The organism is Parabacteroides sp. PF5-6 (assembly GCF_029504695.1).
Classification (GTDB): Bacteria; Bacteroidota; Bacteroidia; order Bacteroidales; family Tannerellaceae; genus QVMG01.
In genome coordinates this window covers 195,757-209,398 of sequence record NZ_JAQFIN010000003.1, presented here as the reverse complement: position 1 = coordinate 209,398, position 13,642 = coordinate 195,757, and the positions used below count along the sequence as shown (strand labels likewise).

At 49.1% G+C, this 13,642-nt stretch carries 14 protein-coding genes; 2 read left to right on the top strand and 12 right to left on the bottom strand.

Going from position 1 to position 13,642, the window contains the following annotated elements; translation table 11 throughout:
• Positions 1-49 precede the first annotated feature (49 nt).
• From M2133_RS05105 to M2133_RS05070, 8 genes are all read right to left on the bottom strand, one after another.
• The gene (locus tag M2133_RS05105; RefSeq protein ID WP_277464914.1) at positions 50-1,699 is read right to left on the bottom strand and encodes a glycoside hydrolase family protein; all 1,650 of its coding nucleotides are present in this window, start codon (positions 1,697-1,699) and stop codon (positions 50-52) included.
• A gap of 35 nt (positions 1,700-1,734) precedes the next feature.
• Positions 1,735-3,276: an alpha-L-fucosidase gene (locus M2133_RS05100; RefSeq protein WP_277464913.1), complete on the bottom strand. Its 1,542-nt coding sequence runs from the start codon at positions 3,274-3,276 to the stop codon at positions 1,735-1,737.
• A gap of 33 nt (positions 3,277-3,309) precedes the next feature.
• Positions 3,310-3,696, bottom strand: coding sequence for an L-rhamnose mutarotase (locus tag M2133_RS05095; protein WP_277464912.1), 387 nt, complete (start codon positions 3,694-3,696; stop codon positions 3,310-3,312).
• Between the two features lie 16 nt (positions 3,697-3,712).
• Positions 3,713-4,636 (bottom strand): amidohydrolase family protein, encoded by a 924-nt coding sequence (locus tag M2133_RS05090; protein WP_277464911.1) that lies wholly within the window; start codon positions 4,634-4,636, stop codon positions 3,713-3,715.
• A 1-nt stretch (position 4,637) separates the two neighbouring features.
• The gene (locus M2133_RS05085; RefSeq protein ID WP_277464910.1) at positions 4,638-5,654 is read right to left on the bottom strand and encodes a zinc-binding alcohol dehydrogenase family protein; all 1,017 of its coding nucleotides are present in this window, start codon (positions 5,652-5,654) and stop codon (positions 4,638-4,640) included.
• 65 nt (positions 5,655-5,719) lie between these two features.
• On the bottom strand, positions 5,720-6,652 hold the full coding sequence (locus M2133_RS05080) for an aldo/keto reductase (protein ID WP_277464909.1): 933 nt from the start codon (positions 6,650-6,652) through the stop codon (positions 5,720-5,722).
• A gap of 139 nt (positions 6,653-6,791) precedes the next feature.
• Entirely contained in the window at positions 6,792-7,703 is a 912-nt protein-coding gene (locus M2133_RS05075) for a sugar phosphate isomerase/epimerase family protein (RefSeq protein WP_277464908.1), read from the bottom strand.
• A gap of 12 nt (positions 7,704-7,715) precedes the next feature.
• Positions 7,716-8,933 carry a Gfo/Idh/MocA family oxidoreductase gene (locus tag M2133_RS05070; protein WP_277464907.1) on the bottom strand — a complete coding sequence of 406 codons (1,218 nt, stop codon included), beginning with the start codon at positions 8,931-8,933 and terminating at the stop codon, positions 7,716-7,718.
• 521 nt (positions 8,934-9,454) lie between these two features.
• On the opposite strand from M2133_RS05070, the gene M2133_RS05065 reads away from it, so the two are divergent.
• Positions 9,455-9,916 (top strand): tyrosine-protein phosphatase, encoded by a 462-nt coding sequence (locus tag M2133_RS05065; RefSeq protein ID WP_346843229.1) that lies wholly within the window; start codon positions 9,455-9,457, stop codon positions 9,914-9,916.
• Here the strand turns inward: M2133_RS05065 and M2133_RS05060 are convergent.
• Both M2133_RS05060 and M2133_RS05055 read right to left on the bottom strand, forming a co-directional pair.
• Positions 9,913-10,971 carry a substrate-binding domain-containing protein gene (locus tag M2133_RS05060; protein ID WP_277464906.1) on the bottom strand — a complete coding sequence of 353 codons (1,059 nt, stop codon included), beginning with the start codon at positions 10,969-10,971 and terminating at the stop codon, positions 9,913-9,915. The genes M2133_RS05065 and M2133_RS05060 overlap by 4 nt on opposite strands.
• A gap of 4 nt (positions 10,972-10,975) precedes the next feature.
• Complete coding sequence (locus tag M2133_RS05055) at positions 10,976-11,626, bottom strand: hypothetical protein (protein ID WP_277464905.1); 651 nt, start codon at positions 11,624-11,626, stop codon at positions 10,976-10,978.
• A 91-nt stretch (positions 11,627-11,717) separates the two neighbouring features.
• Here M2133_RS05055 and M2133_RS05050 point away from each other — a divergent pair, with 91 nt between their 5' ends.
• Positions 11,718-12,473, top strand: coding sequence for a sulfite exporter TauE/SafE family protein (locus tag M2133_RS05050; RefSeq protein ID WP_277464903.1), 756 nt, complete (start codon positions 11,718-11,720; stop codon positions 12,471-12,473).
• Here M2133_RS05050 and M2133_RS05045 read toward each other — a convergent pair.
• Entirely contained in the window at positions 12,470-13,072 is a 603-nt protein-coding gene (locus M2133_RS05045) for an energy transducer TonB (protein WP_277464902.1), read from the bottom strand. The two genes, M2133_RS05050 and M2133_RS05045, sit on opposite strands and share 4 nt — an antisense overlap.
• Positions 13,069-13,638 (bottom strand): sigma-70 family RNA polymerase sigma factor, encoded by a 570-nt coding sequence (locus tag M2133_RS05040; RefSeq protein WP_277464901.1) that lies wholly within the window; start codon positions 13,636-13,638, stop codon positions 13,069-13,071. The genes M2133_RS05045 and M2133_RS05040 overlap by 4 nt, the downstream gene beginning before the upstream one ends.
• Between the last annotated feature and the right edge of the window lie 4 nt (positions 13,639-13,642).

Here is a 13,642-nt window from a genome sequence, read left to right as displayed (position 1 = left end):
CTATACACGTCTCGAAGTGTATAGGGAGTTGTTTTATTAGGCTTGTTGCTCAGTTGTTTTCTTTCAAATAAGGGGTGAAGGTCGACAGGATCTTCTTGCCCGAATAGATCGTAACGAGGAGCTCTTCTTCTGCCGCCTTGAAAGTTTTGGAAGACAAGCTTAGTTCTGTCTTTTCGTACGCTTGTAAGGCCGGAATTTTGCCGGAAGCGACAACGACCTTCTTTCCGTTGCGGATGCACTCCACTTTCAATGAAGCTTGGCCGGAAGCGACCTGTCCGAAGTTTTCGACTTCGATCACACATGTGTTGTCCGCCGGGTGGAAAGAAGGCGCGCGGGCGGAGAGTACGGGTTCGATATAGTTGACATAGGGCAGGCGGGCGTAGCCGTAGAGCATTTGCCCGTTATTGTACTGACCGATCAGTTTGGGAGCGAACTCCTCCCGGGTGATGCCGTTTCCTTTGCCGTCGAACGTGACGATCAGGTCGTTGCCGTCGTTCTCTGTTTTCAATACGGTGCAGCCGCGGCCGTAGTTCACTTCTTCGGAAGCGCCGAAACGCAGGGAGTTCAGATCGATATCGGTTTGCGGATTGAAACCGTCTTCGGCCTGTATCCGAACGCGGATCGTCCGGGTTCCGGCGGTGATAGACTTCGTGTCCAGAACAGTCAGTAAGACGCCCGGGTTCAAAGGAATGCCGATATTCTTGGAACTATGGTTATCATACGGTTTATCTTCGTGTTTGAGGGTGTCGATCACGGCAAAATTAGCCTGGATGGCCCGGCCGTATTCATCCTGATACATCTTGATGCGTTCGTATTTGAACCAGTCTTCCGTCCGCCCGTCCGGGTGAATGGCTATTCCCGGGCTGTAAGCTTCTCCCGGGTCGACCACCCATTGGATACCGTCTTTCGACCGGAGATAGAAGGCGATACGTCCGAGCCAGTCGTTGACAATCATGTGATATTGTACGTGATCTTTCCAGATGACCGGGTCTTCGAATCGGCCGTCGACATCGGGATATACCCGCTTGTCGGTGATCTGCTGGTATTCCGAAAGACCGTCACGGCTGATCCAGATACCGCCGCCGCGGCATACCATCACAAACGAGCCGTCTTCGCGCGGCGCAAAAGAAAGGTTCGAGAGCCCTTCGATAATGCGGCGGTCGCGCGGGTTGAAATCGAATTTATCCTGCTGCCACGGGCCGTTGATATTGTCGGCGATGTAACGTCTGTTGATCACATACAAGACATAACGCCCGTCTTTCAGTTGGAAGACTTCGGGGTTATGCCCTTTCCCGATGATGTTACGGGGGATAAACGGTCCGGTCAGGTTATCGCTCACCGCATTAAAGACGTAGGAGTTGCCCCATTCCATGTGCCCTTTGGGCGAGTTCTCGAGCCAGCCACAAACAAAAAGGTGGTATTTGCCGTCGTCGCCTTTCTTGATGTTGCCTCCCCAATACGACCAGATGCGGTCTTCTATGCCGTTATCGATATACCGGGGCACGGTGGTTGCAGTTCCCCAGGTATCTGCCGACAACACTTTTCCCTGCATCGGCAGGAAGCGATCGATAAAGCGGGCGCCGTTAACCAACTGATCCCATTCGGCCGGGCGCGGGCGTTCGGTTATCTGAGCGAAACTTGTCTGACCTATCAGTAATGTCAGGCTCAATAATGTGAGTTTTAATATGTTATTTCTCATTTTTTTGTCTAATTATAATTATTGTAATCGATCCTTTATGCTCCATGTTTCATTACTTCGTTTACGGCTTCGGACTCCAGGTGTTCGCCAACCTTTTTATCAAAAGAAATCTTGAAGGCATAGGCATAACCGCAGGGTTTGTTCTTCGGGAAAGCGATTTTCAATCCGTCTTTGGTCTGCTCCCAGGTGATCTTTTCGTCTGATCCCAAGAGGGTGATATTCTGTATCTTCGCATCGGCAATGGCATTTGCATCGAGTGACTTGATGATCATGTTTGTATCCCAATTGAGGGCAATGGCGTAGAAATCATTGCCTTTGGTGGTAAAGCGGATATCGCGCGCGGTGTATTGTGTTGCTTCGTTATCGGTGAATGAACCTTTGGTGGGTTCTGCGTCACCTTCGCCGAATTTCTTCCAGCAGCGTGTGCCGTAGATGGCTTCACCGTTGACTTCGAGCCATTTGCCGATAGATAACAGGACTTCTTTTTGCTCTTCGGTGATCGTCCCGTCGGCACGAGGGCCGATGTTCAACAACAGGTTCCCGTTCTTGCTGACGATATCGATTAGGTCGTGTACAATCTGTTCAGGTGTCTTGTTTTCCTCTCCGTCGATATACGACCACGACCGCTTACCGACTGAGGTATCTGTCTGCCAGGGGAACTGCATCATTTTGCCTGACTTGCCGCGCTCCACATCCCATACGTGTATGTTGGTGGGATAGCCTTGTTTGGTATTGACGACCACGTCTTCGCCCCAGTCGAGGGCGTTGTTGTAATAGTAAGCCAGGAACTTATTGAAATAAGGCATCAACACGGGATTGTTTACCGTCCAGTCGAACCAAATCAGTTTGGGCTCGTACTTATCAATCAATTCGTAGGTGTGGGTGAGCCATTCCCGGGCCAGGTCGTCCGTGTATTTCTCATTCTCGTAGCGTCTGCCGTACAGGGAAATACTCATGTCCTGTACATCGGAGGGGAATTTCATCCCGCCATTGAAGAACCAGGCGTTTTCGGCCCTGTGGGTAGAAAGGCCGAAGACAAGCCCTTCTTTCTCGAGAGCACTCTTCAATAAACCGAGGATATCTTTATGCGGACCCATCCTGGCGGCATTCCATTCGTTCAGGTCGCTGTCGTACATCGAGAAGCCGTCGTGATGCTCGGCCACGGGGACCACATACTTTGCGCCCGACCGTTTGAATATATCCGCCCATTCGGCGGCATCGAACTGTGCGGCGTCAAACATCGGGATAAAGTCTTTATAGCCGAACTCTTCCTGTGATCCCCAGGTGTCGAGGTGATGCAGGAAAGCTTTGCTGTCTTTCAGGTACATATTACGGGCATACCATTCGCTGTCGAAAGCCGGTACGGCATAAGGTCCCCAGTGAATGAATATGCCGAACTTAGCATCCACGAACCATTCGGGAAACTGATAGTTCTCCGCGATATTCTCCCAGTTGGGCTGAAACACCTCCGTTCCCTTAGGGGATGCCACGGAGTCGATATTGTAGGTCTTTCTCTGTGGCTGCTGGCAGGAAACCAATAAGGCCGCCATGCATAATAGGGGCAACTTCTTTTTCATGATGTTTATTTATTGTATTTGTAAGTTTCAGTCTCATTCATATAGGTGGAATATGCGATCCATCTGTTGCCATTTCTCCGAAGAGGTAGCTCCCGGATCTGCTTCCTGGAATAACGACATATACTCTTCCCATTCGGCCTGGCGGGGTAAGCCGGCAAGCTTTGCGAAAGCAGTTTCCCACTCAAAGTCGAGCGGGGTCTCTACGATCATAAAGAGTTTGGTGCCGAGTTGGTAGATCTCCATCTCAAGGATACCGACGGAACGGATGCCTTCAGCGATCTCGGGCCAGTGGTGCGCTTCGCTGTGGCGTTTGATATACTCCCGGATCAACTCGGGATCGTCCTTCAGATCCAACGTCTGGCAATAGCGCTTGGTTGGTAGAGTGTATGATTTCTGTGCGTAACCTTCTGTTTTGTTCATCTTCTATTGTGTTTAATTATTCCGACATATTCTTTATATAAGGAAGCGGCTGCAGGTTGTCGAACCCGTAGAAGGCCGCGGCATTCCTACCCAGGAACAACGCCTTTTCTTCGTCTGTAAGCAGTGTCGAGCGGGTGACGAAATCGTAGGACATCCGGTAGGTGATAGCCACAATGGTGCGTGGATAATCGGAGCCCCACATCAGTTTCTCGATGCCGACCAGTTCGATCGCTTCGCGGATCGCCCATACGGCGCCGGTGAACGGGTAGAACTCGTCATTGAAAAGCCAGGTGATACCGCCCGATTCGATCCTTACGTTCGCATGGCGTGCCAGTTTGATCTGCTCCTGCCAGTCTTTGCGGGTGACCATTCCAAAGTGGCCGATGGCGATCTTCAATGCGGGACATTCGGCGATGATCTCGTTCATCTCTGCTACCTGTGCTGCGCCGTCGGCCAGGTCGATCGACAAGATGATCTCATTCTTTTCCATCAAGCGGAACATCGCCATCATCTCATCGCTTGTAAGCCAGACGCGGCTTTTGTCAGTGATCAACCGTTGTGCCGGTATCTTTATCGCCCGGAAGCCTTGCCGAATTAATGCCTCGGCATGAGGCAGGTAACCAGGCTTACGGGCATCCACCATGCCGCAACACAGGAAGCGGTCCGGGTATTTCGCTTGCACATCCAACAGGTAGTCGTTCTGCATGCCGTCGATATATTCCTGCGTAATCACCGCGGCTGATACCTGCGCGTAGTCCATATTGGACAGAAAGATCTCCGCCGTATTCCGCCCGTCGGTCATAAAAGGCGGGATCATCTGGCGTATTTTCCCCATAAACGCAGACTTGCCATTGTCTAATGTCTGTATCTTCTTTCCTTCGACCTCGGCATCCTGGCGAAGCCAAAGGTGAGCATGTGCATCAATTATTGGGAATATCATATCAGAAACGGATTAGAATTCGGAAAACTTCACCCGGGTGGGCGGCCCACTTCTGCAAAGCGGTTTGTGCCTCTTCAGGTGTATATACGGCAGTGATCAGTTCGTCAACCGGACAAATGCCCCGTTTCAGGTACGCGATAACCGCTTTGAAGTCAGCAGGCAAAGCATTGCGTGAGCCCAAGATGTTCAATTCTTTCTTTACAAAGTATGGTGTGTCGAAAGGGATCTTCTCTTTGGCGTAGCCGATATAAACAATTCGACCGGTAAAGGCAACTTCGGCAACGGCAGCCAGATAAGTCTCCGGACGTCCGACGGCTTCAATCACGACATCGACTCCATTATCGGCGGTGATTTCCATGATGCGTTCGTGCAGGTCCTCTTTTGCTGAATTGATCGTGTATTGCGCACCCAAACGGCGAGCCAGATCCAACTTCTGGTCATCCACATCGACCGCAATCACTTTTGCGCCCCGAAGAGCAGCACGGACAATGGCACCGACACCGATCATGCCGCAACCCATCACCATCACCGTATCCAGATCGGTTACTTCCGCACGGCTTACGGCATGAAAGCCAACACTCATCGGTTCGACCAACGCAAAGTCGCGCACGGAAACCGCCTCGTCGGCAATCACCTTTTCCCAGGGAACCAAGAGATATTCCGCCATGGCGCCATCGCGTTGCACACCCAACGTCTGATTGAATTCACAGGCATTCGGACGATTATTCCGGCACGCCGGACAATGTCCGCAACTGGTATAAGGATTGACCGTCGCATGCATCCCCGGTTGCAAACCGGAAGGTACATCATCGGCCACCGCTTCGATCACCGCTCCAATCTCATGTCCGGGAATGATCGGCAGTTGAACCAGCGGATTCAATGCCCGGAACGTATTCAGGTCCGACCCGCAAAACCCGACATACCCAATCTTCAGTAAGACGTGCCCCGGTTTCAACTCCGGCTTGGGGATCTCAATCACCTGTGTTTTTCCTTCTCCTATAATCTGTATGGCTTTCATAACTATCAATTATCAATTGTCAATCGAAGATCGCTTAGCGCAGCGTAAAGCAATTATCAACTACTTTAGCTATTCACCCACGTATCCCTGAACCCCGGTTCGAATATCTTCTGTACCTCCGCCAACAGCTCCATATCCAACGGCGTATTTGCATAACGGATCGTCTTTAATACATTCTCCGGATTGGTGGTGCTGAAAAGCGTTGTGGCAATCCGGGAATTGGCCACGGAGAACCCAACAGCCAGTTGTTCAATAGAGATCCCTCTCGATTGGCAGAAAGCCACGGCTTTGGCAGCCAACCGTTTCAATGCCGCTGGTGCCGGATGCCAGTCGGGCACACCTCGTTCGGTCAACAAACCCATGGAGTAGGGGGAGGCATTGATCACGCCGATATGATTCGCTTCAAAATAGTCCAGATAGTCCGCCAGGGCATCATCATTCAAGGTGTAGTGGCAAAAAGAAAGTATGCTCTCGACTGTACCTGGCGGTACATGGTCGATGACATACTTAAAATGACGTAGTGTCAAGTTGGTTATCCCAACGTGTTTGATTACCCCTTCATCGCGAAGTGCTGTCAATGCCGGAAGCGTTTCCTTGCATATCTGTTCGAGATCCGCAAATTCAATGTCATGGATATTGATCAGGTCGATATAGTCGACGTTCAACCGTTCCATGCTTTCATAAACACTCTCTTTAGCTTTCCGCCCGGAGTAATCCCAGGTGTTCACGCCGTCCTTGCCGTAACGCCCCACTTTGGTCGAAAGGTAATAGCGGCTCCGTTCAATGTTCTTCAATGCCTTGCCCAATACGGTCTCCGCTTTCAGATGCCCGTAGTAAGGAGAGACGTCAATAAAGTTTATACCGTTATCGATAGCCGTATGTACCGCCTCGATCCCTGTCTCTTCCTTTAATGAATGAAAGACTCCGCCCAGTGAAGAAGCGCCAAAGCTCACTTTATACACTTTCATGCCTGTATTTCCAATATTTCTGTATTCCATGGTATGATATATAATCTCTGTGTACAAAACTATAGAATTAAACCCGGAATATTTTACCTAATATCGATTAAGAGCTATACTTAATCGATATCCTTTCCGACAGCATATCGGAAATGTGCTGAAAATGAGGAATCAAGAGTTAACCGTTAATGATCCGATCCAATCTATTGCGTAAGTCTTTTAATTCTTCCGGTGTGCCTGCCGGCCCTTGTTCGGTCGTGAGCCAGGTGCCCTTGTAATGTTTGCGTGCGGCTTCCATCACTTTCTTCCAGTCGACATCGCCTTCGGTCAGGGGCGTGCCGAAGCCTTCCCAGCGCCCTTTTGTGTCAGCGGTCTTCGTACTGAATTCTTTGATATGGATACGGCCGATGCGATCTCCCAGGATATTGATCCATTGCTCCGGCCAGCCATACATTAATATATTACCGCAATCAAAATAGAATCTGACATACGGACTGTTGAACTGGTCGACATAACGTTTCGCCTCCAATGGACTCAGGAGGAAATTGTTCCATACATTCTCGACACAGAGCTTGACTTTTAACTTCTCGGCAATCGGAACCAATTGACGGATACATGCCGTCGAGCGGTCCCAACATTCGTCGTAGCCGGTATTCGCGTCTACTCTGCCGGGGACAATCAATAACGCATCCGTTTGATACGCTTTGGCATCTTCCATCGCAATGATGATATTCTCGACTCCTTTTTCCCGGATGGCGGGGTCGGGATGGGAGAGGAGCAGTTCCCAATGCGTCGAGCAGCAGACGCTCGATGCCAGCAGACCATTTGCTTTCATGGCTTCGATTACTTCATTGCGGTCCATGTGGCTGTTGGGTTCGATGCCGTCGTAACCCGCCGCTTTGATGGCTTTGCATTTCTCCATGACCGAACCTTCCATTGAGACCGTTCCCCACATGATCGAACGTTTGAACGCCGGGCATGTCACTTCCGACATCGGTATATTGTTATTCGCGAATGTATGGATTCGGCTTCCGGCAAATGATAATGCCGCGAGGCCTAAACTGTTTTGTATGAATTTTCTGCGTTGCATGATGGGTTGTATTTAGATTTTAGGGGCAGCTCCTGCCAAAGGAATTTCTTCTTTGATGCCCGGAACGGGTCCGAACGCATATTCTTCCGGCCCAAGCCGTTGTGAGGAGGCGATGATCTGATCCCAGGTAATAAACTTACCGGTATAAGCCGACTCCCGTCCCATAATCGCCATCAGGGTGGATTGCACATGCAGTTCCGTGTCGTTCATGGGTTTATTTGTCCGTATGGCGGTGACCAGGCGGATCAACTCCTGCACGTACGGGTCGGGCACGGCCATGGACTGATCCGCATCCTCCGGTTTGGGATGAGGATATTGCCAGGCAATGGATCCGTCTAAATTGTATATCTTATCAAAACAGTTGGTATATCCTTTCGTGCCGTAGACCATTACGCTGTGATTGTAGTCGCAACCGCCCATCTGGCGGGAGGTACAATGCGCGCGGCTTCCATTGTCGTACACATATTCAATGCTGAAGAAGTCGTACATATCGCCGGTCACCCGACGTTGGCGTCCGCCGGTTGCTTCGGCGCGTACCGGTTTGCGATCGCCCATAAACCAGGACATCATATCGATCTCATGGATAAACTGTTCGACCACCAGATCGCCGGAAGTCCAGCAGAAATTCACCCAGTTGCGCATCATGTATTCCATATCATTCCATTCCGGGCGGCGTTGCACGAACCATAAGGCCCCACCCAGGCGGGATACGTGCGCCGAGACGATCTCGCCGATCGCTCCTCCGGCTACCCGGCGGTAGGTTTCGATACAGTCTTTTTGCGACCGGCGTATGGTTCCGCTAATGATCGACAGCCCTTTCTGATCGGCCCGCTTGCTGGTGACCAACATCTGTTTGGCGCCATATGGATCGACCGCACAGGGTTTTTCGATAAAACAATGCTTTCCTTTCTCTATAGCGTATTCGAAGTGGATCGGCCGAAATACGGGAGGCGTACACAATAAGACGACATCCACGCCCGAGTCGATCACTTGTTTGTAGGCTTCAAAACCGATAAAGCAATGTTCGTCGGCAACGGTTTGTCCCCTTTCTTTCAATGCCGCGCGACAGGCTTCCAATTTGTCCGGGAAGATATCCCCCAAAGCCGTTACTTCCAGTCCGTTTCCTGCATCCAGGAAATTGATGGCTGCGCCGGAACCTCTTCCTCCGCAACCGACCAGCCCGGCTTTCAAGGGTTTGCCGTCGGGTGCCTTAGCCAATATCTCGGGCACAGAGACTTCCCTTAGTATTTCTTTTTTTGAGGATTTAGATGAATCACCGGAGCAACTACTCAAAAAGGCCGGAACAGACCATGCACCGATGGCTCCCGCCGCTGAACTTTTAAAAAAACTTCGTCGATTGAATTTGTTTTGATGGATCATAGTATTCAGAATCTATAAGGTGAATAAAAAGAGGACTTTACCTCATTTAACAAATGTAGCTGTTTTTGATCAGTTGAAATTGTCTTTTACAAATATTAGGTATTAATAACTACTCTTTGCGGTCTTTTCCCCGGAAATGGGAGGGTTTAATCTGGGTTGTTTTAATATGATGTATGATTTTCAGACCTTATAGCTTGTTAAATATAAAGCCTTTTGTTAGATTTGCGATAAAATATATGCGAATGAAATCATTAAAAAGGTCAACCGTTTTATTATTTGCTTTTCTTTCTTTATTTCTTGTCGTCATCTTTGCTATGGCCCGATTCGAAAAGGAAGATTTGAAGGGAGGTATATCATTACCCGGAAGCAAATTGATTAACTTTCATCAGGTAGACTCGGGAGTATACCGTTCCGACCAACCCTATCCCGACGATTTCAAAGCCTTGGAGCAATATGGCATCGTTGAAGTCTTAAACTTAAGGCGCTACAACCAGGATGATGATAAAGCAAAAGACACTTCGCTCACCTTACACCATATCCCGATACACGCCCATCTGCTTTCCGAAGCGGATCTGGTCGAAGCCATGCGTATTATCCGCGACCGGAAAGGGCCGATACTCATTCATTGCTTTCATGGATCGAACCGGACCGGAGCTGTCGCCGCCCTTTATCAGATGGTTTTTTGCGGAGTGCCCAAAGAAGAAGCGATCCGCGAAATGCTCGAAGGGGGATACGGGCATCATAAAGTCTACATCAATATTCCCCGGTTGTTGCGGAAGATTGATGTAGAGAAGCTGCGGAATGAGTTGGGATTGGAAAAGAATCCTGTTTAAATATAATTATTGTAATATCGGATATTCTCTTTGATCAGGATATCGATCGGCATATAGTTGATCTGCTCCACCGCTTCGTGCAATACCAGATGCCTGAACAGGGCCTTGACCGCATTGAATCCCTGTACTTCCGGACGCTGTGCGATCAAATGAGTGATGTGTCCACTGTTGAGATACTGAATATTTTCTTCGATCACGTCATATCCCATGAGTTTGAACGAGAGATCCGGATGCTGACTGAAGTAATACCCCAATTGATGCGCCCGTGAATTAAAGATTATACCGGCTTTGACATTCGGGTTGTCATGGAAGAAATCGTCCAGGATTTTAAAGTTCTCCTCCTGGTTATCGGCATGGATACGCACCGGATAAATCCTTCCTTCAAAATGGTTTTCATTCAGATAGGTGCGGAATCCGGATTCGCGCACTTGTACCTGGGTCGAATACAAATCGCCCCGCCGCAGAAACCGGAAGATCGCGATATCTTCGGCCGGCCGGATCTGTTCAAACAATAAACGTCCGGCGATATAGCCCGAATCATAAGAGTTGGTGCCGTAATAGGCCACACAGTTGGTGTTTTCGATATAGGCATCGATCAGTACATAAGGGATCTCTTTCTTATCCAGCGTTTGAACAAGCTCCAAGACACTTTCTTTGAAGAGGGTCGCAATGACGACGCCCTGGCAGTCGGCTTCAACCAATTGTTGGATCAGCCGGTCGAAGCTGTTCCGGTCGTACTGATTGAAATAGAGTGGGGTGATCTCCACATTGTAACTGAATAATTCCTGTTCGGCTTTGGTTATTCCCATCGAAAAAGTTTCCCAGTATTCTCCCGTTTCATACGAAGGGATCAAGGTATAAAAGTGATATTGCTTTTTCAGTGCCAGCGAACGGGCGATCAGGTTGGGATGATAATCAATCTCTTTCAATACCTTTTCTACTTTCTTCCGGGCTTCCTCGGACACTTTTCCCCGATTATGCAGGATGCGGTCGACCGTTCCGGTCGACACGCCCGACATCTCTGCAATATCTTTGATGCGATAGTTTTTGTTCATGATTTTATATTTGTTCGGCTACGTCCTGAGATCCTTCTTCGGCTATGGCCAAAGGATTGTTCAATAGTCTGAATACGTAACATTGGATCATATAGACGAAAGGAGCTGCGACCAATACGCCGATACCTAACAACAAAATGCCTACAATCAGGATGGCGAGCTGCACCAAGCCCAACAGGAACAGTTGCATGGCACGCCCTTCGGTCAGCGCCCAACTGCGTTTCAGCGAATCGATAATACCGGCATTCTCTTCCACGATGAAGCAGGAATAGAATTGTAAACGAATCATCAGATAGATACCCGGCACAATCAACAGCATGATCCCGATCGTAACGGAAACCCCGAGGATGATGTTCGCGATAAAATAAGTCAGGAACTTGGATGCCTGCTGGCCGTAAGCCGAAAACTGCGGTTCCAGATCGTCTAAGGTCTGGAACATATTCTTATAATATCCCAGGTAAAAGATACAGGAAATGAGCGCGGAAACGACGGTCCCAACGATCGTCATCGTGATGGATGTCGGTGAGATCATACTGCTCAACAGGAAAGAGAGAATAGTAAAACCGATAAGAAGGCCAACCAAAACCCAGATTTGTTGTTTCAAATAACTCCAGGAAGTTTTCACTACTTCAGAGATTGTAAATGTTTGCTCCATAATCTTTTCTTTTTATTGTTTATAACTTGTGTGTGCGGACAAATTTAACAATATTATTGTAAATTTGCAATTGTTTTTCAAAGTGTATAATATGCCGGATATTTCTTTGTGGATGAATTCTCCTTACGATTGGGTGTTATTAATGGTGTGTGCCCTGTTTATCGGGATGTCTAAGACAGGCATCCAGGGAATAACCATGCTCGCCATTCCGTTGATGGCTATTAATTTCGGTGCGAAGCCTTCCACCGGATTGATTCTTCCCATGCTTTGTTTTTCCGATATCATTGCTGTGATCTATTACCGGAGGGCGGCCGAATGGAGATATATCTTCAAGCTTTTGCCCTCGGCTATCGTTGGTTTTTTTCTGGCCATCGCTGTCGATAAATTGATACCGGCTGATGAATTCCGGCGTTTGATGGCTGTCTGTATTTTTCTCGGCCTGGCGGTTATGTTCTGGACCGAGCGGAAAGGGGTCAATAGTAAGATGTTTTCGGCCTGGTGGTATGCCCCTTTGTTTGGCTTGATGGGTGGGTTTACGACTATGATCGGCAATGCGGCGGGAGCGGTGATGTCGGTCTACCTCTTGTCGATGCGGCTGCCCAAATATAGTTTTGTCGGGACCAGCGCCTGGTTCTTTCTGGTGGTCAATTACCTGAAACTGCCGCTTCAGATCTTCGTGTGGGACAATATCTCCTGGACTACACTTTACCTCAATGCGCTCACGATCCCCTTTATGCTTATCGGTGCTGCTTTGGGCATCTATTTCGTAAAGAAAGTAGCCGAAAAGACCTACCGGGTTTTTATCATTGTCGTCACCGTCCTGTCGACATTGATCTTGTTTGTCTAATCAAACTCAATCGTATAAGACACCTCTTCGTCAGTGGGTGTCCAGCGTGGACCTTCCCGGATCAGGCGCATGGCTTCCCGGTCGTTCGAGGGGCATAGGGATCGGGTAACCCTTATATCGTAAGGCTTCCCGGCAGGATCGACAAAGAAACTAACCGTCACTTGCCCTTGGGCGTCTTTGCAGGCGTCGGTCGGCCGCTTCATTTCTTTCTCTACATATTTAATATAAGCCTCAAAGCCGGCCGCCGGCTCTATTTGCGATTCCTGCGGATCGGCCGCCTGTGATTCTTCGATCATCATGCGGTTCAGGGGTTTCTGTTCGGGCAGTGATCCGCCTTTATGAAATCCGAAATAAATGCCGAAGCCCAGAATAAAAACAAGACTGGCGGCAAGCCCTCCGTATTTGAATACATCCAACCGGCGCTGGTTGCGCGAACGGATCTTGCGGCGTAAGATATTGATATGCGGGGTCGGATCTTCTTTGGCCCGTTCATACCCTTCGAGCGCTTCGGCCAGAAAGGGATCGCGCATCGCATCCCGCTCGAGGCGATTGGCTTTCCGTCCCCGGCGATGTCCCTGTATGTAACGTCGTATTCTCATTTCATTTGTTTTTCAATGCATATCTTCAGGTTCCGTTTCCCGTTCTGGATATAACTCTTTACGCGGCTTAGCGAGTATCCGGTCGTCTCCACAATATCGGCATACGACATTTCATCGATAAAGAAATGCGTAATGCTTATTCTTTGTTCTTCCGGAAGCTTCGCCATACAGCATTTCAAGGCTTCCATGCGTTCGCTATCGGGTTCTTCGTCTTCCAATAGATGCAGGATCTCGTCTGATTCCACAAGATCAGCCCGTAAATCAACGACAATCTGCCGGCTTTCTTTGCGTAAGATCTGCAGGCAATGATTCTTCACGACCGAATGCAACCAGGTGCGAAACACCTGGATCTCGTACTGGGAAATCTTGGGAAGCAACTGCTCAAAGAGTTGCATCACGGCATCCTGTGCTTTGTCGGCATCTTTCAGGTATTTCAGGCAAACCCCATACAACAAAGGTGTATACCGGTTGTAGAGTTCACCGAAATAGGCCGTGTCGCCCGATCTTTTATACTCCGTCAGTAATTCCTCGTCGGCCAGTTTCGATATATTTCTGCGAAAGCGCATAGAC

Bases quoted from the DNA above. Each gene is read 5' to 3' on its own strand.
- M2133_RS05105 (WP_277464914.1), bottom strand. From the start codon at position 1,699: ATGAGAAATAACATATTAAAACTCACATTATTGAGCCTGACATTACTG.
- M2133_RS05100 (WP_277464913.1), bottom strand. From the start codon at position 3,276: ATGAAAAAGAAGTTGCCCCTATTATGCATGGCGGCCTTATTGGTTTCC.
- M2133_RS05095 (WP_277464912.1), bottom strand. From the start codon at position 3,696: ATGAACAAAACAGAAGGTTACGCACAGAAATCATACACTCTACCAACC.
- M2133_RS05090 (WP_277464911.1), bottom strand. From the start codon at position 4,636: ATGATATTCCCAATAATTGATGCACATGCTCACCTTTGGCTTCGCCAG.
- M2133_RS05085 (WP_277464910.1), bottom strand. From the start codon at position 5,654: ATGAAAGCCATACAGATTATAGGAGAAGGAAAAACACAGGTGATTGAG.
- M2133_RS05080 (WP_277464909.1), bottom strand. From the start codon at position 6,652: ATGGAATACAGAAATATTGGAAATACAGGCATGAAAGTGTATAAAGTG.
- M2133_RS05075 (WP_277464908.1), bottom strand. From the start codon at position 7,703: ATGCAACGCAGAAAATTCATACAAAACAGTTTAGGCCTCGCGGCATTA.
- M2133_RS05060 (WP_277464906.1), bottom strand. From the start codon at position 10,971: ATGAACAAAAACTATCGCATCAAAGATATTGCAGAGATGTCGGGCGTG.
- M2133_RS05055 (WP_277464905.1), bottom strand. From the start codon at position 11,626: ATGGAGCAAACATTTACAATCTCTGAAGTAGTGAAAACTTCCTGGAGT.
- M2133_RS05050 (WP_277464903.1), top strand. From the start codon at position 11,718: ATGCCGGATATTTCTTTGTGGATGAATTCTCCTTACGATTGGGTGTTA.
- M2133_RS05045 (WP_277464902.1), bottom strand. From the start codon at position 13,072: ATGAGAATACGACGTTACATACAGGGACATCGCCGGGGACGGAAAGCC.
- M2133_RS05040 (WP_277464901.1), bottom strand. From the start codon at position 13,638: ATGCGCTTTCGCAGAAATATATCGAAACTGGCCGACGAGGAATTACTG.